The 19,482-nt window shown below is 53.9% G+C and carries 16 protein-coding genes and 1 other RNA gene; 14 read left to right on the top strand and 3 right to left on the bottom strand.

All coding sequences use genetic code 11. The annotated features are described in order from the left end of the window. Positions 1-17: 17 nt before the first annotated feature. A complete protein-coding gene (gene menI, locus C2U53_RS21300) occupies positions 18-428 on the bottom strand; it encodes a 1,4-dihydroxy-2-naphthoyl-CoA hydrolase (RefSeq protein ID WP_044265430.1) in 411 nt (136 codons plus the stop codon). After that, a complete protein-coding gene (locus tag C2U53_RS21295; protein ID WP_044265432.1) occupies positions 425-3,481 on the bottom strand; it encodes an FAD-binding and (Fe-S)-binding domain-containing protein in 3,057 nt (1,018 codons plus the stop codon). The genes menI and C2U53_RS21295 overlap by 4 nt, the downstream gene beginning before the upstream one ends. 206 nt (positions 3,482-3,687) lie before the next feature. Here C2U53_RS21295 and ydiK point away from each other — a divergent pair, with 206 nt between their 5' ends. The 9 genes from ydiK (at position 3,688) to C2U53_RS21250 (ending at position 13,075) form a co-directional block, all read left to right on the top strand. After that, positions 3,688-4,800 carry an AI-2E family transporter YdiK gene (gene ydiK / locus C2U53_RS21290; RefSeq protein ID WP_043000851.1) on the top strand — a complete coding sequence of 371 codons (1,113 nt, stop codon included), beginning with the start codon at positions 3,688-3,690 and terminating at the stop codon, positions 4,798-4,800. Between the two features lie 186 nt (positions 4,801-4,986). Beyond that, positions 4,987-5,094: antisense sRNA RprA (rprA, locus tag C2U53_RS21285), an RNA gene on the top strand. A gap of 194 nt (positions 5,095-5,288) precedes the next feature. Next, positions 5,289-5,645: a YdiL family protein gene (locus tag C2U53_RS21280; protein ID WP_044254942.1), complete on the top strand. Its 357-nt coding sequence runs from the start codon at positions 5,289-5,291 to the stop codon at positions 5,643-5,645. Positions 5,646-5,774: 129 nt separating this feature from the next. After that, positions 5,775-6,998 carry an MFS transporter gene (locus tag C2U53_RS21275; protein WP_104446414.1) on the top strand — a complete coding sequence of 408 codons (1,224 nt, stop codon included), beginning with the start codon at positions 5,775-5,777 and terminating at the stop codon, positions 6,996-6,998. A 246-nt stretch (positions 6,999-7,244) separates the two neighbouring features. Beyond that, positions 7,245-8,489 (top strand): MFS transporter, encoded by a 1,245-nt coding sequence (locus C2U53_RS21270; RefSeq protein WP_043000853.1) that lies wholly within the window; start codon positions 7,245-7,247, stop codon positions 8,487-8,489. Between the two features lie 23 nt (positions 8,490-8,512). Beyond that, complete coding sequence (gene ydiB, locus C2U53_RS21265) at positions 8,513-9,379, top strand: quinate/shikimate dehydrogenase (protein WP_090050002.1); 867 nt, start codon at positions 8,513-8,515, stop codon at positions 9,377-9,379. A 33-nt stretch (positions 9,380-9,412) separates the two neighbouring features. Continuing rightward, complete coding sequence (gene aroD, locus C2U53_RS21260) at positions 9,413-10,171, top strand: type I 3-dehydroquinate dehydratase (RefSeq protein WP_044254765.1); 759 nt, start codon at positions 9,413-9,415, stop codon at positions 10,169-10,171. 143 nt (positions 10,172-10,314) lie between these two features. Beyond that, the gene (locus C2U53_RS21255) at positions 10,315-11,910 is read left to right on the top strand and encodes an acyl CoA:acetate/3-ketoacid CoA transferase (RefSeq protein WP_044254768.1); all 1,596 of its coding nucleotides are present in this window, start codon (positions 10,315-10,317) and stop codon (positions 11,908-11,910) included. Positions 11,911-11,923: 13 nt separating this feature from the next. Further along, positions 11,924-13,075 (top strand): acyl-CoA dehydrogenase, encoded by a 1,152-nt coding sequence (locus C2U53_RS21250; RefSeq protein WP_042319326.1) that lies wholly within the window; start codon positions 11,924-11,926, stop codon positions 13,073-13,075. A gap of 70 nt (positions 13,076-13,145) precedes the next feature. Here the strand turns inward: C2U53_RS21250 and C2U53_RS21245 are convergent, their stop codons facing one another. Then, the gene (locus C2U53_RS21245) at positions 13,146-14,036 is read right to left on the bottom strand and encodes an AraC family transcriptional regulator (protein ID WP_044254771.1); all 891 of its coding nucleotides are present in this window, start codon (positions 14,034-14,036) and stop codon (positions 13,146-13,148) included. A 328-nt stretch (positions 14,037-14,364) separates the two neighbouring features. On the opposite strand from C2U53_RS21245, the gene C2U53_RS21240 reads away from it, so the two are divergent. From C2U53_RS21240 to fadK, 5 genes are all read left to right on the top strand, one after another. After that, entirely contained in the window at positions 14,365-15,132 is a 768-nt protein-coding gene (locus tag C2U53_RS21240; protein WP_090049998.1) for an electron transfer flavoprotein, read from the top strand. Between the two features lie 20 nt (positions 15,133-15,152). Next, complete coding sequence (locus C2U53_RS21235) at positions 15,153-16,088, top strand: electron transfer flavoprotein subunit alpha (protein ID WP_044265441.1); 936 nt, start codon at positions 15,153-15,155, stop codon at positions 16,086-16,088. A gap of 56 nt (positions 16,089-16,144) precedes the next feature. Further along, entirely contained in the window at positions 16,145-17,434 is a 1,290-nt protein-coding gene (locus tag C2U53_RS21230; protein ID WP_104446413.1) for an FAD-dependent oxidoreductase, read from the top strand. After that, positions 17,431-17,724: a ferredoxin family protein gene (locus C2U53_RS21225; RefSeq protein WP_043000861.1), complete on the top strand. Its 294-nt coding sequence runs from the start codon at positions 17,431-17,433 to the stop codon at positions 17,722-17,724. The genes C2U53_RS21230 and C2U53_RS21225 overlap by 4 nt, the downstream gene beginning before the upstream one ends. Before the next feature lie 94 nt (positions 17,725-17,818). Then, positions 17,819-19,459 carry a medium-chain fatty-acid--CoA ligase gene (gene fadK, locus C2U53_RS21220; RefSeq protein ID WP_104446412.1) on the top strand — a complete coding sequence of 547 codons (1,641 nt, stop codon included), beginning with the start codon at positions 17,819-17,821 and terminating at the stop codon, positions 19,457-19,459. Positions 19,460-19,482: the final 23 nt, after the last annotated feature.

The raw sequence follows: 19,482 nt of genomic DNA, 5'->3' as shown, positions 1-19,482 counted from the left end.
CTTTTTTGGTGACAACGTCACACAACTGCCGTGGTCAGCCGCGAAGTACAGCACAGTCGCTGCTGCTCATCATAGATGTCAATCTGCCAGACCTGATGACGGGCGCCGGTATGAATCGCCTTACAGATCCCCTGCACGCGCCCTTCCCGCGCAGAGCGAACATGGTTAGCGTTAACTTCCAGCCCCACCACTTTCTGCTCGCCCTGGGTGCACAGATAACCGGCAACCGAGCCGATGCTTTCTGCCAGCACGACAGAAGCGCCGCCGTGCAGCAGACCGAACGGCTGCTTCGTGCGTCCGTCGACGGGCATTGACGCTTCAAGCGTATCGTCGCCGATATGCTCAAAGCGAATATCCAGCAGGCCGACCATATTGCCTTCACCCATCGCATTGAGGGCGTCGAGGGTCACTTCACGTTTCCAGATCATCCAATAATCTCCAGTAATGCCTGTACAGGATGACGCACGCCCGTGCCTTCAACCCGTTTCACCTGGCTACGACAGGAATATCCCGTTGCAAGGCAACGGCTACGCGGTAGCCGTTCCATCGCCTGATGCCATGACAGTTCATAAATGCCCAGCGAACTCGCATGGTTCTTCGCCTCATGACCGTAAGTACCGGCCATGCCGCAACAGCCCACGCTCACGTTTTCCAGCTTCGCGCCAACGCGGGCAAAGATCGACGCCCATTGCGCGGGCGCGCCGGGCAGCGCGGTCACTTCGGTACAATGGCCAAAGAAATACCAGGATTCGCCGCTAACCTCGCGCGGTTCCTGCGAAGCCAGCGCGGTTGCCAGCCACTCATTGGCGAGCTGGACGTGGAAATCGCCGCGCGCGTCGCCTAACGCCAGCTTGTACTCATCGCGATAACAGAGCACCAGCGCCGGATCAACACCGACCATCGGCATCCCCAGTTTTGCCACGCGGTTCAAAAACTCAGAGGTCTTTTTGGCGGTCTTCGCAAAGCGGGTCAGGAATCCTTTAATGTGCTGCGCTTTACCGTTTGGCGAGAACGGCAACAGAACCGGCTGCATCCCCAGCTTCTCAATCAAACGGACGAAATCAGCCACCACCTGCGCATCGTAATAGCTGGTGAACGGGTCCTGCACCACCAGCACCGTATTGGCTTTCTGCGCAGCCGACAACGCTTCAAGCTGTTCCAGCGTCATATTCGCCGATCGATGCCCGACCATCTGTTGTTGCAGCGACGGCGTCGAGAGCAATGGCAGATCGACCATGCCAATATGCTTTGCGGACAGCTTGCGCACCAGCGGCTGATTAATAAAGAAGTTAAAGGTTTTCGGCGCCCGGGCCATCAACGGCGCATAGGTTTCAACCGTCGCCACCAGATGGTCACGCAGCGGACGCAGGTAGCGGGTATGGTAAAGTTGCAGGAAACGCGAACGGAATTCCGGCACATCGATTTTGATCGGACACTGCGTCGAGCACGCCTTACAGGCCAGACAGCCGGACATCGCCTCTTTTACTTCATGCGAGAAATCATACTCGCCCTTGTTGGCGTGCCAGGTGTTACGAGTACGCGCGATCAGAGAACGCAGGCTGGGTCGTTTACTTGCCAGCGCATTTTCCAGTCGCACCGGATCGACACCGCGATCCGCCAACAAACGTAACCATTCGCGCACCAGCGTCGCACGCCCTTTGGGTGAGTGGATACGATTGAGGCTGATTTTCATCGATGGGCACATCGGGCTCTTCGCATCGAAATTAAAGCACAAACCGTTGCCGTTACATTCCAGCGCGCCGCGCCAGGTCTGGCGCACGGCCAACGGAATTTGCCGGTCCCAGGTGCCGCGTTTAACCGCGTCGACTTTCATCATCGGTGCGTCGATGCCTTCAGGCGGACATATTTTCCCCGGATTCAGCCGGTTTTGCGGATCGAACGCCGCTTTAATCTTCCGCAGTTCCGCGAAAAGTTCATCACCGAAAAACGCCGGGCTGTACTCAGCGCGGAAACCTTTGCCGTGTTCCCCCCACAGCAGACCGCCATATTTTGCCGTCAGCGCCACCACTTCATCGGAGATTTGCTTCATCAGCACCTCCTGCTGTGGATCGCACATATCCAGCGCAGGACGCACATGCAGCACCCCGGCGTCAACGTGACCGAACATGCCGTAGCTCAGACCGTGACCATCAAGCAGCGCGCGGAACTCCGCGATGTAATCAGCAAGATGTTCCGGCGGTACGCAGGTGTCCTCGGCAAAGGGAATCGGTTTTGCCGCCCCTTTCGCATTACCCAGCAGGCCCACCGCTTTTTTACGCATGGCATAGATACGCTCAACGCCCGCCAGTTCAGTGCATAGCTGCCAGCCAATCACGCCCGCCTCTTCACGGGCAATCAGTTCATCAAGCCGCTCGCACAGGGAAGCCACCTGCGCGTCGATAACCGTTTCATCATCCCCGGCGAATTCGACAATGTTCAGGCCGAGCATTTCTTTGTCCGGGACATCGGTAATCAATTCGCTCACTGAATGCCAGACGATGTCTTCACGCGCCAGGTTCAGCACTTTTGAATCAACCGTCTCCACCGACAGCGCGCGCGCGTCCACCATAAACGGCGCATTGCGCAGCGCGGAGTCAAAAGAGTCGTATTTCACGTTCACCAGTCGACGCACTTTCGGCAGCGGCGTAATGTCCAGTCGCGCTTCCGTAATGAACGCCAGCGTCCCTTCCGAGCCGGTGAGAATTCGGGTCAGATCGAATTCGCTCATGTCATCGTTAAACACATGACGCAAATCGTAGCCCGTCAGGAAGCGGTTCAGTTTGGGAAATTTATCAATAATTAACTGACGGTTATCGCGGCAGCGTTCAAACACAGTGCGATAGATACGGCCAATCGTGGTGTTGCTCTGACCGAGCGTTTCCGCCAGTGCGATCGGCAGCGGCTGCGTGTCGAGAATATCGCCGCCCAGCAGCACGGCCCGCACCCCCAGCACGTGATCGGATGTTTTCCCATAGACCAGAGAACCCTGTCCGGAGGCGTCGGTATTAATCATCCCGCCCAACGTTGCCCGGTTACTGGTGGACAATTCCGGGGCGAAAAAATAGCCGTATGGCTTCAGAAACTGGTTCAGTTGATCCTTGATCACCCCCGCTTCCACCCGCACCCAGCCCTCTTCCGGGTTGATTTCGATGATGCGGCTCATATAGCGGGACATATCGACAATGATGCCCTGATTGAGCGCCTGTCCGTTCGTGCCGGTACCGCCGCCGCGCGGTGTGAAAATCAGCGAGGCAAAGCGCGGCAGCGCCGCCAGGCGGGCAATGAGCGCCACATCAGCCGTTGAACGAGGGAAAACCACGGCATCGGGGAGAAGTTGATAGATACTATTATCTGTCGACATTGTCAGACGATCGGCATAACTGGTTGCCGTATCGCCGGTAAATCCTTGTTGCTCCAGCTCTTGCAAAAAATTGAGCACCAGCTGAACGACGCCGGGTGCCTGAGAAATTTGTGGAATCATTATCGTGACCCTTTCCTGCGGTCTGTGTGTTGTGGGAGTTAATCGTTTGCTTATTGTTGTATCACATTTTTTTCTAATACACCCAACAGAAATACTGGCAGAATCCGCCTGTCAAAAACCGCTGAAATTGCTCATCATTATGAGACGTGTTTCGAGCGGTCGCGTCGCGTCAACGATCTGACGCACTACATAGGTGAAAAGAGTTTATGGTCAATATTCGTCAGCCCAGGGATATCGCACAAGTGCTGCTGTCGGTGCTGTTTTTAGCCATCATGATTGTGGCGTGTCTCTGGATTGTTCAACCTTTTATTCTGGGCTTTGCCTGGGCCGGGACGATCGTCATTGCGACCTGGCCCGTTCTACTGCGCCTGCAAAAATTACTCTGGGGCCGCCGTTCGCTGGCGGTTCTGGTGATGACACTTTTATTAGTACTGCTGTTTGTGATCCCGATTGCCCTGCTGGTCAACAGTATCGTTGACGGCAGCGGACCGCTGATCCACGCCGTCACGAGCGGGGATATGACGTTGCCGGACCTGGCCTGGTTGAACAGCATTCCGCTGGTTGGCGCCAAACTGTATGCCGGCTGGCATAACCTGCTGGATATGGGCGGTACGGCGATTATGGCGAAGGTTCGCCCGTACATCGGTACCACAACAACCTGGTTTGTCGGTCAGGCCGCTCACATCGGTCGTTTTATGATGCACTGCAGCCTGATGCTGTTATTCAGCGCCCTGCTGTACTGGCGTGGAGAGACGGTGGCGTTGGGTATTCGTCATTTTGCCTACCGTCTGGCGGCAAAACGCGGAGACGCAGCGATGCTGCTGGCCGCCCAGGCGATCCGCGCGGTGGCGCTGGGCGTGGTTGTCACTGCCCTGGTGCAGGCGGTGCTGGGCGGCATCGGTCTGGCCGTGTCCGGCGTACCCTATGCCACACTGCTCTCCGTGGTGATGATCCTCTCCTGTCTGGTTCAACTGGGGCCGTTACCGGTATTGATTCCGGCTATTATCTGGCTTTACTGGAGTGGCGATACGACCTGGGGCAGCGTGCTGCTGGCCTGGAGTTGCGTGGTGGGCACACTGGATAACGTCATTCGCCCGATGCTGATTCGTATGGGCGCGGACTTGCCGCTGATCCTGATCCTCTCCGGCGTCATTGGCGGCCTGATTGCGTTTGGCATGATTGGGCTGTTTATCGGTCCGGTACTGCTGGCCGTTTCATGGCGACTGTTCTCGGCCTGGGTTAACGAAGCGCCTGTGCCGACCAGCGAACCTGAAGAGATCCTCGAAGAACTGGGTGAAATCGAAAACCTTAAAAAATAGCACGACAGCAGGCGACTGTGGTCGCCTGAATGTTTAGCACAGCTAATCAATAGTGTAGCGCGATGCCTCTGTCTTTCCTGTTCCCGCTTCGTTGTCCCTGATTTGTATCGCAAATTCTTTACAGTCTTTAAACTATTGAGACGAATCTGATCGACGCTAAAACACCCCATACCCTATTATTAGCTCACGGTTATAGATCAAGACATTGATTTATAAGTATGGAAATCCCCTGAGTGAAACAACGAATTGCTGTGTGTAGTCTTTGCCCATCTCCCACGATGGGCTTTTTTTTATCCTGACATGGCGGCTGTCTCACCGCAAAATAATCCTTCCCTCTGCCTTTATCCCTCTTTTTTTCATGGGAATTCCCCTTTTCACATGCCGATAACAAATAATATTGCACAAGATACTGCGACTCTCTTCACGCCGAAATCAGCCTGATAATGTTATTTATGCTTTACTGTTTTTTAATATGAGGTCATTCAATGATGAACGCTTATGAGCTACAGGCATTACGTCATGTTTTTGCAATGACCATTGAAGAGTGCGTATCGTGGATTGCGCCAGATTATAATGCCGCCGACTGGCAGCGGTGGGAAAATGGCGAATGTGAACTCCCTCCCGCCATTGTTGAAACGCTGCTGGAAATGCGTAGAAAAAGAAAATTACGTATTAATGCTATTATAGAGAAGATAAACAATCGCATTGGTAATAATACCATGCGTTTCTTTTCTGATTTAACCGATTTTCAGTCGGTCTATCGTGATGGCAGTTTTCTTGACTGGAAGATTTATCAATCCGTTGCTGCCGAACTCTATGCCCACGACCTGGAACGATTGTGTTAGACCACATATTTCCTGCCATTGGCGATTCATACTAAGAAACTTCAAATATAGAGACTCATTGTACTTTTAAGGCACGGGTATTTACCCCGTACCAGGGAAAATCATTAGCCATTTCGCTGAGCAGGCATCATGAAAAATCACTATTTCCCCACTGCGATGGGGCTGTATCTCAATTACCTGGTGCACGGTATGGGAGTCATCCTGATGAGTCTCAACATGGCATCGCTCGAACAACAGTGGCAGACCAATGCCGCTGGGGTGTCAGTCGTGATCTCCTCATTAGGCATCGGGCGCTTAAGCGTGCTGTTTTGCGCCGGATTATTATCCGATCGGTTTGGCCGCCGCCCCTTCATCATTCTGGGGATGCTTTGTTATGTGACGTTCTTTTTCGGTATTCTGACGACCCATAATATCATCATCGCTTATGCGTTCGGCGTCCTCGCGGGCATGGCGAACAGTTTCCTGGACGCCGGGACCTATCCCAGCCTGATGGAGGCCTTTCCCTCTTCGCCGAGCACCGCCAACATTCTGATTAAGGCGTTTGTCTCCGGCGGACAGTTTTTACTGCCCATCATCATCAGTCTGCTCGTCTGGGCAGAACTGTGGTTTGGCTGGTCATTTATCGTTGCCGCCGCCATCATGCTGGTTAACGGTCTGTTTTTACTGCGCTGCGCCTTTCCACCGCATCCTGGACGCCGCCTCGTGCCGGTCGCACCGACACACGAACCGCACCAGCGCCCGGCTGAAAGACATCGCTGCGCATTTATCGACCTTGCCAGCTATACGCTGTACGGCTACATCTCGATGGCGACGTTTTATCTCATCAGCCAGTGGCTGGCGCAGTATGGTCAGTTTGTCGCCGGGATGTCGTATACCCTGTCGATCAAACTGCTGAGTATCTACACCTGCGGTTCGCTGCTTTGCGTTTTGATTACCGCCCCGCTGGTGCGCAAAACGGTGCGTTCAACCACCTTGCTGATGCTGTACACTTTTGTTTCGTTTGTCGCGCTATTGACGGTGTGCCTGCATCCCACGATGTATGTCGTGATCGTCTTTGCCTTTGTGATCGGCTTTTCATCAGCCGGGGGCGTAGTGCAAATCGGTCTGACCCTGATGGCCGCCCGCTTTCCGCATGCCAAAGGGAAAGCCACCGGCATTTATTACAGTGCGGGCAGCATTGCTACCTTTACGATCCCGCTGGTCACGGCCCATCTCTCACAAAGGAGCATCGCCGATATTATGTGGTTCGATACCGGTATTGCCGCCGTGGGGTTCTTGTTGGCGCTATTTATTGGCTATCGCAGCCGTCTCGAAACGAAACGTCAATTGATGATGTCACCGGTGGCGGAATAAGGCTGAATCCGCCGAATGCAATATTCTTATCACTGACTGCAATATAGTTTGTATAACACCGTTATTAACAATAAAACGTCGCAGGATACGTGGGTTTTCACACTTTCGTCTGCAATATACCTGGTTACTAAAACGTCATGTTATGTAGTTCATGTCGTTTCACCATCGTATATTAATAAAAAATCGCCGGATATAAAAACGCTGGCGAAAGCAGAATTAAATTAACCGGCAAGGAGCTTTGAAAAAATGTCACAGAATAAGGCTTTCAGCACGCCATTTTTCCTGGCGGTCATCTGTATTTATCTCAGCTATTTTCTCCACGGTATTAGCGTCATTACGCTGGCGCAAAATATGACCTCACTCGCCGCGAAGTTTTCTACTGACAGCGCAGGGATCGCCTATTTAATTTCCGGCATCGGACTTGGTCGTCTGGTGAGTATTCTGTTTTTTGGCGTCCTGTCGGATAAATTCGGTCGTCGGGCGATCATTTTGTTGGGTGCCGCGTTATATATTCTCTTTTTCTTCGGCATCCCTGCCAGTCCTAACCTGATGGTGGCCTTTGTCCTCGCCGTCTGCGTTGGCGTGGCCAACTCTGCGCTTGATACCGGAGGCTACCCGGCACTGATGGAATGTTTCCCGAAAGCGTCAGGTTCCGCGGTGATCCTCGTCAAAGCAATGGTCTCCTTCGGACAGATGCTCTATCCGATGCTGGTCGGCTATATGCTGCTCAACAACATCTGGTACGGCTATGGCGTGATCATTCCTGGCATTCTGTTTGTACTGATCACCCTGATGTTACTGCGCAGTCAATTCCCCGGCCAGTTGGTGGATGCCAGCGTCGCTAAAGAGTTACCGCAGATGAACAGCAAACCGCTGGTCTGGCTGGAAGGAGTGGCTTCCGTCATGTTTGGCGTGGCGGCGTTTTCCACCTTTTACGTTATCGTGGTCTGGATGCCGAAATACGCCATGGCCTTCGCCGGAATGGAAGAAGCGGATGCGCTGAAAACCATCACGTATTACAGCCTGGGTTCGCTGGTCTGCGTCTTTATCTTTGCCGCACTGCTGAAAAAAATGGTTCGCCCCATCTGGGCTAACGTCTTTAATGCCGGACTGGCCACCGTTACCGCGGCCGTCATTTATCTCTGGCCGTCACCGCTGGTGTGTAACGCGGGCGCGTTTGTGATTGGCTTCTCTGCCGCGGGCGGGATTTTACAACTGGGCGTGTCGGTGATGTCGGAATTCTTTCCGAAGAGCAAAGCCAAAGTCACCAGCGTTTATATGATGATGGGCGGCCTCGCGAATTTTGTTATTCCGCTGATTACCGGTTACCTCTCCACCATCGGCCTGCAATACATCATTTTACTGGATTTCGCTTTTGCCCTGCTGGCCTTTATCACCGGCATTATCGTTTTTGTTCGCTATTACCGGGTCTTTAATATTCCACAAAACGATATCCGTCTGGGCGAACGTTATTTTTCAACAAAAAGTTAAGCGACAATTTAAGGAGTCATGTTATGGATGTAACCGCGAAATATGAACTGATCGGCTTAATGGCTTATCCCATCAGACACAGTTTGTCGCCTGAAATGCAAAATAAGGCGCTGGAGAAAGCCGGATTGCCGTTTACCTATATGGCCTTTGAGGTCGACAACAGCACCTTCGCTGGCGCTATCGAGGGGCTGAAAGCGTTAAAAATGCGCGGGACCGGCGTATCGATGCCCAATAAACAGCTGGCCTGTGAATTTGTTGATGAACTGACCCCGGCGGCGAAGCTGGTTGGCGCGATTAATACCATCGTCAATGATGACGGCTACCTGCGTGGTTACAATACCGACGGCACCGGTCACATTCGCGCAATTAAAGAGAGTGGTTTCGATATCAAGGGTAAAACCATGGTATTACTGGGTGCAGGTGGCGCCTCCACGGCCATTGGTGCGCAGGCAGCCATTGAGGGGATCAAAGCGATTAAACTCTTTAACCGCAATGATGAATTTTTCCAGAAAGCAGTGGACTTCGCTAAGCGGGTGAATGAAAACACCGACTGCGTGGTGACGGTGACAGACCTTGCTGACCAGCAGGCCTTCGCTGACGCGCTGGCGACAGCGGATATCCTGACCAATGGCACTAAAGTCGGCATGAAGCCGCTGGAAAATGAATCGATTGTCAGTGACGTGAGCCTGCTACGTCCGGAACTGCTGGTTACCGAATGCGTTTACAACCCGCATATGACGAAGTTATTGCAACAAGCGCAACAGGCCGGTTGCAAAACAATCGATGGTTACGGCATGTTGTTGTGGCAAGGCGCTGAACAGTTCAAACTGTGGACCGGCAAAGATTTTCCGCTGGAATACGTAAAACAGGTGATGGGGTTTGCGGCCTGACGGCCAGGAACTAAGACTGATAAAAGGTATTAAATGAAAACCGTAACCGTAAAAAACCTCGTGATTGGCGAAGGGGCTCCAAAAATAATCGTCTCGCTGATGGGCAAAGATATCGCCAGCGTCCGCGCAGAAGCGCAGGCCTATCGCGACGCGGATTTCGACATTCTGGAATGGCGCGTTGACCATTTCGCCGATGTCGCCTCTGCCGATGCCGTCCTGGAGGCTGTCCGCGCAATCCGCACTGAACTGCCCCAGACTCCCCTGCTGTTTACGTTCCGTAGTGCGAAGGAAGGGGGTGAACAGGCCATTTCAACCGACGCCTATCTCTCGCTGAATCGCGCGGCGGTCGATAGCGGCCTGGTGGATATGATCGATCTCGAACTGTTTACCGGTGATGAGCAGGTCAAGGCGACGGTAGACTACGCGCACAGCAAAAACGTCAGCGTGATCATGTCCAACCATGATTTCCACAAGACGCCAGCAGAAGAAGAGATCGTTGCACGGCTGCGCAAAATGCAGGAACTGGGTGCCGATATTCCGAAGATCGCCCTGATGCCGCAGAACCACAGCGATGTTCTGACGCTGCTTTCCGCTACGCTGAAAATGCAGGAACAGTACGCTGACCGTCCGGTGATCACCATGTCGATGTCCAAAACCGGTGTGATTTCGCGCCTGGCCGGTGAAGTCTTCGGCTCCGCGGCGACCTTTGGCGCGGTTAAAAAGGCTTCGGCACCGGGACAAATATCCGTTAGCGATCTGCGTACGGTATTAACGATATTACATCAGGCGTAATTAACGAAATAAAGGCGGGACAGATTCTCTCCCGCCATTAAATATATATTTTATTCCACAGTGAATATTCCACATGAATATTCAGCGGAGGCCTGCGCCTGAACACAGCGGCGTAGGGTTCTGCCGGGTATCCAGGAGTTTATATGAAACCTGAAAGACCACCACGCGTTAATGGTCGCGTGCCTGTGCTCTCGGCCCAGGACGCGGTAAATTATATTAAAGATGAAGATGTACTGTGTATATTAGGCGCAGGCGGCGGTATTCTGGAAGCCACCACCTTAATTACCGCTTTAGCCGATAAATATAAGCAAACGCAAACGCCACGGAATTTATCGATTATCAGTCCGACGGGTCTGGGCGATCGCGCCGATCGCGGAATCAGCCCGCTGGCCCAGGAAGGCCTGGTGAAATGGGCTCTGTGCGGGCACTGGGGGCAGTCGCCGCGTATTTCGGATTTAGCGGAACAAAATAAGATTGTCGCCTATAACTATCCACAAGGGGTGCTGACTCAGGCTCTGCGTGCGTCTGCCGCCCACCAGCCGGGGATCCTCAGCGATATCGGGATTGGCACCTTCGTCGACCCGCGCCAACAGGGGGGCAAGCTCAATGAGGTCACCAAAGAAGACCTCATCAAGCTGGTGGAGATTGATAACAAAGAATATCTCTACTACAAAGCGATTGCGCCTACCGTCGCGTTTATCCGCGCCACCACCTGCGACAGCGAAGGCTATGCCTCGTTTGAAGATGAGGTGATGTACCTCGACGCGCTGGTGCTGGCTCAGGCGGTGCACAACCACGGTGGCATCGTGATGATGCAGGTGCAGAAAATGGTCAAGAAAGCCACGCTGCATCCTAAATCCGTACGTATCCCCGGCTATCTGGTGGATATCGTGGTGGTCGACCCAGACCAGACGCAACTGTACGGCGGCGCGCCGGTGAACCGGTTTATCTCGGGCGATTTCACCCTCGACGACAGCACCCAGCTCTCTCTGCCCCTCAACCAACGCAAACTGGTTGCCCGTCGCGCCTTGTTTGAAATGCGTAAAGGTGCGGTCGGTAACGTTGGCGTCGGCATCGCGGATGGCATTGGACTGGTGGCCCGTGAGGAAGGCTGTGCAGATGACTTTGTACTGACCGTTGAAACCGGCCCCGTGGGTGGGATCACCTCCCAGGGTGTCGCTTTTGGCGCAAACGTCAACACTCGCGCCATTCTTGATATGACCTCACAGTTTGACTTCTACCATGGCGGTGGGCTGGACGTCTGCTATCTGAGCTTTGCGGAAGTTGACCGCCATGGCAACGTCGGGGTGCACAAATTTAACGGCAAAATCATGGGAACTGGCGGCTTTATCGATATCAGCGCGACCTCAAAGAAAATTGTTTTCTGCGGCACGCTAACCGCTGGCAGTCTGAAAACAGAAGTGGCCGACGGTAAATTAACCATCGTCCAGGAAGGCCGGGTGAATAAATTCATCAGCGAACTGCCGGAAATCACCTTTAGCGGAAAAATCGCCCTCGAGCGCGGTCTGGACGTGCGCTACATCACCGAACGCGCGGTATTTACGCTAAAAGAGGACGGTCTGCATCTTATTGAAATTGCCCCTGGAGTGGATCTGGAGCGCGATATTCTGGCGAAAATGGATTTCGCACCGGTTATTTCACCAGACCTGAAACTGATGGATGAAAGATTATTTATCGACGCCACCATGGGTTTTGAACTGCCGGAAGCGGCGAATTAAAAGGAGTATGATGATGGACTTTTCTTTAACCGAAGAGCAAGAGCTGCTGCTTGCCAGTATCCGGGAACTGATCACCAGTAATTTTCCAGAGGAGTATTTCCGCACCTGCGACCAGACGGCGACCTACCCCAGAGAGTTTATGCGTGCGCTGGCGGATAACGGGATTTCCATGCTGGGCGTACCGGAAGAGTTCGGCGGTATTCCGGCAGACTATGTCACCCAAATGCTGGCCCTGATGGAAGTGTCAAAATGCGGCGCCCCGGCCTTTCTGATCACCAACGGGCAGTGTATTCACAGCATGCGCCGTTTCGGCTCGCCAGAACAACTGCGGAAAACGGCGGAAAGCACGCTGGAGACCGGCGATCCGGCCTATGCCCTGGCGTTAACCGAGCCAGGTGCGGGTTCTGACAACAACAGCGCCACCACCAGCTACACGCGCAAAGACGGCAAGGTGTACCTGAACGGCCAGAAGACGTTTATTACCGGCGCCAAAGAGTACCCATACATGCTGGTGCTGGCGCGCGATCCCGAGCCAAAAGATCCGAAGAAAGCCTTTACCCTCTGGTGGGTGGAGTCCAACAAGCCTGGGATCAAAATCAATCCGCTGCACAAAATCGGCTGGCATATGCTCAGCACCTGCGAAGTCTATCTCGACAACGTTGAGGTGGATGAAAGCGACATGGTGGGCGAAGAAGGCATGGGCTTTCTCAACGTGATGTATAACTTTGAGATGGAACGTCTGATCAACGCTGCGCGCAGTACCGGCTTCGCCGAATGCGCCTTTGAGGATGCCGCACGTTATGCCAACCAGCGCATTGCGTTTGGCAAACCGATTGGACACAACCAGATGATCCAGGAAAAGCTGGCGCTGATGGCAATCAAAGTCGACAACATGCGCAATATGGTGCTGAAGGTGGCATGGCAGGCCGATCAGGAGCAGTCACTGCGTACCAGCGCCGCGCTGGCGAAACTGTATTGTGCCCGCACCGCGATGGAAGTGATTGACGATGCAATTCAGATTATGGGCGGGCTGGGTTATACCGACGAAGCGCGTGTCTCCCGATTCTGGCGCGATGTCCGTTGTGAACGGATTGGCGGCGGGACGGATGAGATCATGATTTATGTCGCAGGTCGGCAGATCCTGAAGGATTATCAGAACAAGTAAGCGACAGGCCGGATACGGTACTTGCATCGTATCCGGCCATTCAAACGCTTACCGATGATGACACATATACTCAGACGTCGGACAACAGGCAGGCCTGCTCTGTCAGGCTGTTTTTAAACTGTTTACGATAATCGCCTGGCGAACAGCCGACGTGGCGCAAAAAAAGCTTCGCGAAGTGGTCGACATTTTCATACCCGACGCGCCAGGAAATTTCGGCCTGTGAATAATCAGTATTGGTTAAGGCAAATTTCGCTTCGGTCATCCGCCGCTGAATCACATAATTAATCGGTGAAATATGGTACTCGCGGGTGAATTCGTGACAAATATAGCTGACGCTGGCACGAAATTTTTTTGATAACTGCTCAAGCGTAATTTTCTCCCGATAATTATTATTGAGATAGACCAGAATATCTTTAATCAGAACATCTTTTTTAATATGTCCTTGTTCCGAACGATATGCATTTTTAAAGTTCTCAAAGAAGAGCACCGTCAACGCATAGGCAAAAGCATCGCAGACGGACGACGTCAGGCCATTTTTACTTTGCGGCAGCATCACCCCGAGCTCATTAAAAATACTTTTGATCACTTCTTTTCCCTGGCCGACGGCAACCACCGGACAGGAATGCGATTGTAGCAGTTGGTTTTCCTCCCAGCCCTGAAAGCGAAAGCCATACAGCGCACAGGTGTAGGTGGTGGCTGGCGCGTTCACATCCGATGTCACGGCGTGTAACCGCCCCCGCTCCACCACGACAATATCATCTTCGTGAGCCACATAAAGGGAAGAGTCGATCGTTAATCTGACGATGCCTTTTTTGACATAAATCAGCTCGGTCTCATTGTCATGAACATGATGACCGGACTCCCAACGGGGATCATCACTAATGACAAATCGGGAAAATCGCGGGGTTTTGCCCTGGTCAAAAAGGCTTTCCATGGCATTATCAAAGCAGCGTTGATACATGACAACCTCCACAAGCAGAAATTTATCCTGAACAATATAATGAGGATAAAATAAAGCGAGTATGGCGGTTATACAACTGTATTTAGTAAGGGCAAAACAAGATTATTTCCCTCACCTGCAAGATAATACGTTTAATTTTCTCAAATGATTTTCTACTCATTTCTTTTGTACGAGCGATCCCACTTTTTTTGCAAGATACCTGGTAACGAAAACAGATTGCTCCGTCGATAAAAAGCCGCCGTCTGTCGCACACTATTTCCAGTCAATTTTCACTTTCCGCCGGGGTGGCCTGATTGTCACTGTCGGTATGCGACTCACAGGAGATGCCATGAAAATAATAACCTGCTTTAAGCTGGTGCCTGAAGAACAGGACATTGTTGTTACGCCCGAGCAAGCGCTGAGCTTTGACAATGCGGACGCCAAAATCAGTCAGTTCGATCTCAACGCCATTGAGGCCGCAACGCAGTTGGCCACCGAGGCAGAGGATGAGATCGCGGCACTGACGGTGGGCGGCTTATTATTGCAAAACTCTAAAGTGCGTAAGGATGTGCTCTCCCGCGGGCCACATGCACTGTATCTGATGCAGGATGCACAGCTGGAACACGCGCTGCCAAAAGACACGGCGCAGGCCATTGCCGCCACAGTGGAAAAAATCGGATTCGATCTGCTCCTGTTTGGTGAAGGGTCTGGGGACCTTTATGCACAACAGGTTGGTCTACTGGTCGGTGAGATCCTGCAACTGCCAACCCTTAACGCCGTCAGCAGCCTCCAGCGTCAGGGCGATAAGCTGCTTGTAGAACGTACGCTGGAAGAGGACGTTGAGGTGATAGAACTGACACTTCCGGCCGTTATCTGCGTGACATCGGATATTAACGTGCCACGCATCCCCTCAATGAAAGCCATTCTTGGCGCCGGGAAAAAGCCCGTACACACATGGCAGGCAAGCGACATCGGCTGGAGTCAGGGCGAGCTGCGAGCAGAACTGGTTGCCATTACTGTACCACCACAAACGGCGCGTAAGCACATCATTCTGGATAACGATTCGCCGGAAGCCATCGCCGAACTGGCTGAACACCTGAAAAAAGCCCTGAACTGAGCCCAACGGAGAACACAATCATGAGTCAATTAACCCACGTCTGGGTATTTAGCGATAACGTTGAACGCTACGCAGAGCTGATGGCTGGCGCACGTCAGTGGGGTCAACAGGTCTATGCCATTGTTCAGGGTTCTGAGCAGGCGGCGCAGGTTAAGCCGCTCGGTGCTGACGGCATCATCGTACTGGATAAACCCTCCGACCTACAGCGAATCGAAAATTACGCCGAAACGCTGGCCGCGCAAATCCGGGAAAAAGGCGACGGTCTGCTGCTGATGGCAGCAACCAAGCGCGGCAAAGCGCTGGGCGCGCGTCTGAGTATTCAGCTGGATGCGGCCATGGTTAACGATGCAACGGCAGTGAGCGTTGAAGAGAACGCGCTGTTTGCCGAGCATCGTATGTATGGCGGCCTGGCGTTTGGCAAAGAAAAACTGAACAGCCCGCTGGCCATTATCACTCTCGCCCCTGGTGTACTGGAGCCGATTGAGGCGGATCCCACGCATGACTGCCCGGTGGTTACCGCCGAGTGGGTGGCCCCGCGCCAGGAGATCTTGTGTCAGGAACGTCGCGCCAAATCGCTCAGCAGCGTTGATTTAAGCAAAGCAAAACGCGTGGTAGGCGTCGGTCGCGGCCTGGCGGCACAAGACGACCTGAACATGGTGCGCGAACTGGCCACCGTACTCGGCGCGGAAGTGGGCTGTTCACGCCCTATCGCCGAAGGGGAAAACTGGATGGAGCGCGAGCGTTACATCGGCGTTTCCGGCGTGCTGCTGAAGTCCGAACTGTATCTGACGCTGGGTATTTCCGGACAGATCCAGCATATGGTGGGCGGCAATGGCGCGAAAGTGATTGTCGCCGTGAACAAAGATAAAAACGCGCCAATCTTTAACTATGCCGATTACGGACTGGTGGGCGATATCTACAAAGTGGTCCCTGCCCTGATCGCGCAGTTGCGCTAATTCTCACCTTGACCCACATCTCCCGCTGTGCAAACGGCGGGAAGGGAGCTTTAAGCATGTCGGATGAAAAATTTGATGCCATCGTCGTCGGTGCTGGCGTAGCGGGCACGGTGGCGGCGTACATCATGGCAAAAGCCGGACTCGATGTTCTGGTCATCGAGCGCGGTAACAGCGCGGGCAGTAAAAATATGACCGGGGGGCGTCTCTACGCCCATGTGATTGAGCGGATTATGCCCGGATTTGGCGAGAAGGCGCCCGTTGAACGCAAAGTCACCCGCGAGAAAATCTCGTTTATGACGGAAGAAAGCGCGATCACGCTGGATTACCATCGCGAACAGCCGGATGTACCGACTCAGGCATCGTACAGCGTGTTGCGCAACCGTCTCGACCCGTGGCTGATGGAGCAAGCCGAAGCGGCTGGCGCACAATTTATCCCTGGCGTGCGCGTGGATGCGCTGATTCGTGAAGGCAACCAGGTCACAGGCGTACAGGCTGGCGACGATATTCTCGAAGCCAACGTGGTGATCCTCGCTGATGGCGTCAATTCAATGTTGGGCCGTTCGCTGGGCATGGTACCTGCCTCATCGGCGCACCATTACGCTGTCGGTGTGAAAGAGTTGATTGGCCTCTCCCCGGAACAAATCAACGACCGTTTTAATCTGTCCGGAAATGAAGGCGCGGCGTGGTTATTCGCAGGATCACCGTCAAACGGCCTGATGGGCGGCGGGTTCCTTTATACCAATCGCGATTCCGTCTCCCTCGGGCTGGTATGCGGGCTGGGCGACATGCCCCATGCGCAGAAAAGCGTACCGCAGATGCTGGAAGATTTTAAACAGCACCCTGCCGTTCGTCCGTTGATTCAGGGCGGCAAATTGCTGGAGTACTCGGCACATATGGTGCCAGAAGGCGGACTGGCGATGGTGCCGGAGCTGGTAGGCGACGGTGTGATGATTGTCGGTGACGCTGCGGGCTTTTGTCTGAACCTCGGTTTTACGGTACGCGGAATGGATTTAGCCATCGCCTCTGCCGAAGCGGCGGCACACGCCGCGATTGGGGCCAAAGAGCGCAAGGACTTCTCTGCCCGCACGCTTGCGCAATACAAACACGAGCTGGAGAAAGGGTGCGTTATGCGTGATATGCAGCATTTCCGTAAGATCCCGGCGCTGATGGAGAATCCGCGCCTGTTCACCCAGTACCCGCGAATGGTGGCGGACATCATGAATGACATATTCACCATTGATGGCAGCCCGAATCAGCCGATGCGCAAAATGATCCTGTCACATGCAAAACAGATCGGGCTGATGAATCTGCTCAAAGATGGCATTAAGGGAGTCACGGCGCTATGAGCCAGGAAAATCGCGTTAACGTCGACGTCAAACTGGGCGTCAATAAATTCCATGTTGATGAGGGCCATCCGCACATCATTCTGGCGGCGAACCCGGACAGCAAAGAGTTTCAAAAATTGCTGAATGCCTGCCCTGCCGGACTCTATAAGCAGGATGAGGCAGGTACGATTCACTTTGATTCCGCGGGCTGTCTGGAGTGCGGAACCTGCCGGGTGCTGTGTGGTGAGACGATCCTCGAAAAATGGGAGTACCCCGCAGGCACGTTTGGCGTGGATTTCCGCTACGGCTGAAACGACGGATGGGCACAAATGCCGGAGAGTGACGCCAGGCGTCTTATCCGGCCTGCAATCCCCTACTCCCCCCTTGATAGACCGGGAACCTCCGATGAGTGTCACATTAACGTTTGACGCCGGGCGGCGGGACGCATACCGCAAGCTTGGCTTTTGGGGCGATGCCTCGCTGGGAGACTACTGGCAACATACCGCACGCAGCGTGCCAGACAAAATCGCCGTCGTGGATAACCACGGTACGGAATTCACTTACGCCGCCCTCGACCACGCGGCAAGCTGTCTGGCGAGCTGGATGTTGGCGAACGGCATTCAGCCCGGCGACCGCGTCGCTTTTCAGCTTCCCGGCTGGTGCGAATTTACCGTTATCTATCTCGCCTGTCTGAAAACCGGCGCCGTATCCGTTCCCCTGCTGCCCGCCTGGCGCGAAGCCGAGCTGGTGTGGGTGCTGAACAAATGTCAGGCAAAACTGTTTTTCGCCCCAACCGTGTTTAAACAGACGCGCCCGGTCGATTTGATCTTGCCCCTGCAAAACCAGTTGCCACATCTGCAACACGTTATCGGCGTCGATAAACTGGCACCGGCGACAACCTCGCTCGCGCTCAGCCAGATCGTTGCGGACAACGCGCCACTTGCCTGTCATATTCAGGTTCACGGCGACGAGCTGGCCGCCGTGCTGTTTACCTCTGGCACCGAGGGACTGCCAAAAGGCGTCATGCTCAGCCACAACAATATTCTCGCCAGCGAGCGGGCCTACTGCGCGCGTCTGAATCTGACCTGGCTGGACGTCTTTCTGATGCCAGCGCCGCTGGGACACGCCACCGGTTTTTTACACGGCGTGACGGCACCGTTTCTGATCGGCGCGCGCAGCGTGCTACTGGATATTTTTACCCCAACGGCCTGCCTTGCGCTTCTGGAGCAACAGCGCTGTACCTGCGTCTTAGGGGCGACGCCGTTTGTGTACGACCTGCTCTGTACTGTGGAACGGCAGCCTGCCGATCTCTCTTCGCTGCGTTTCTTTTTGTGCGGAGGAACGACCATTCCGCAGCGCATTGCTCGCGACTGCCAGCAGCGCGGCATTAAACTGCTCAGCGTTTATGGTTCGACGGAAAGCTCGCCGCATGCGGTAGTGAATCTCGACGCCCCCCCTTCCCGTATGATGAATACCGATGGCTACGCGGCGGCAGGCGTGGAGATCAGAATTGTTGATGAGGCGCGTAATCCCGTGCCTCCGGGCGTTGAAGGGGAAGAGGCATCGCGTGGACCGAACGTCTTTATGGGCTATCTTGACGAGCCTGAGTTAACCGCCCGGGCGCTGGATAGCGAGGGCTGGTACTACAGTGGCGATCTCTGTCGGATGGACGAGGCGGGCTACATTCAGATAACCGGGCGCAAGAAAGATATTATCGTTCGGGGCGGAGAAAACATCAGCAGTCGCGAAGTGGAAGATATTCTGTTGCAGCACCCCCGCATTCACGATGCCTGTGTGGTTGCTATGCCGGACGAACGTTTAGGCGAGCGTTCCTGTGCCTACATCGTGCTGAAAGCGCCGCATCATTCACTGTCGCTGGAAGAAGTGGTTGCCTTCTTTAGCCGTAAACGGGTAGCGAAATATAAGTATCCAGAGCACATTGTGGTGGTCGAAAAGTTACCCAGAACGGCATCCGGGAAGATCCAAAAGTTCCTGTTACGCCAGGATATTATTCAGCGGTTAGCGTCGGAATGCCGTGAGGCATAAATTGCCGGATGGCGGCGCATCGC

Origin of the sequence: Citrobacter sp. CFNIH10 (assembly GCF_002934585.1) — a bacterium.
In the GTDB taxonomy this organism is placed as follows: domain Bacteria; phylum Pseudomonadota; class Gammaproteobacteria; order Enterobacterales; family Enterobacteriaceae; genus Citrobacter_A; species Citrobacter_A amalonaticus.
This window is presented reverse-complemented; position numbering and strand designations above follow the sequence as displayed.

Coding starts and splice junctions, on each gene's coding strand:
- C2U53_RS21230 (WP_104446413.1), top strand. CDS start 16,145: ATGTCGGATGAAAAATTTGATGCCATCGTCGTCGGTGCTGGCGTAGCG.
- C2U53_RS21250 (WP_042319326.1), top strand. CDS start 11,924: ATGGACTTTTCTTTAACCGAAGAGCAAGAGCTGCTGCTTGCCAGTATC.
- C2U53_RS21295 (WP_044265432.1), bottom strand. CDS start 3,481: ATGATTCCACAAATTTCTCAGGCACCCGGCGTCGTTCAGCTGGTGCTC.
- C2U53_RS21240 (WP_090049998.1), top strand. CDS start 14,365: ATGAAAATAATAACCTGCTTTAAGCTGGTGCCTGAAGAACAGGACATT.
- aroD (WP_044254765.1), top strand. CDS start 9,413: ATGAAAACCGTAACCGTAAAAAACCTCGTGATTGGCGAAGGGGCTCCA.
- C2U53_RS21280 (WP_044254942.1), top strand. CDS start 5,289: ATGAACGCTTATGAGCTACAGGCATTACGTCATGTTTTTGCAATGACC.
- C2U53_RS21225 (WP_043000861.1), top strand. CDS start 17,431: ATGAGCCAGGAAAATCGCGTTAACGTCGACGTCAAACTGGGCGTCAAT.
- fadK (WP_104446412.1), top strand. CDS start 17,819: ATGAGTGTCACATTAACGTTTGACGCCGGGCGGCGGGACGCATACCGC.
- menI (WP_044265430.1), bottom strand. CDS start 428: ATGATCTGGAAACGTGAAGTGACCCTCGACGCCCTCAATGCGATGGGT.
- C2U53_RS21245 (WP_044254771.1), bottom strand. CDS start 14,036: ATGTATCAACGCTGCTTTGATAATGCCATGGAAAGCCTTTTTGACCAG.
- C2U53_RS21270 (WP_043000853.1), top strand. CDS start 7,245: ATGTCACAGAATAAGGCTTTCAGCACGCCATTTTTCCTGGCGGTCATC.
- C2U53_RS21235 (WP_044265441.1), top strand. CDS start 15,153: ATGAGTCAATTAACCCACGTCTGGGTATTTAGCGATAACGTTGAACGC.
- C2U53_RS21255 (WP_044254768.1), top strand. CDS start 10,315: ATGAAACCTGAAAGACCACCACGCGTTAATGGTCGCGTGCCTGTGCTC.
- ydiK (WP_043000851.1), top strand. CDS start 3,688: ATGGTCAATATTCGTCAGCCCAGGGATATCGCACAAGTGCTGCTGTCG.
- C2U53_RS21275 (WP_104446414.1), top strand. CDS start 5,775: ATGAAAAATCACTATTTCCCCACTGCGATGGGGCTGTATCTCAATTAC.
- ydiB (WP_090050002.1), top strand. CDS start 8,513: ATGGATGTAACCGCGAAATATGAACTGATCGGCTTAATGGCTTATCCC.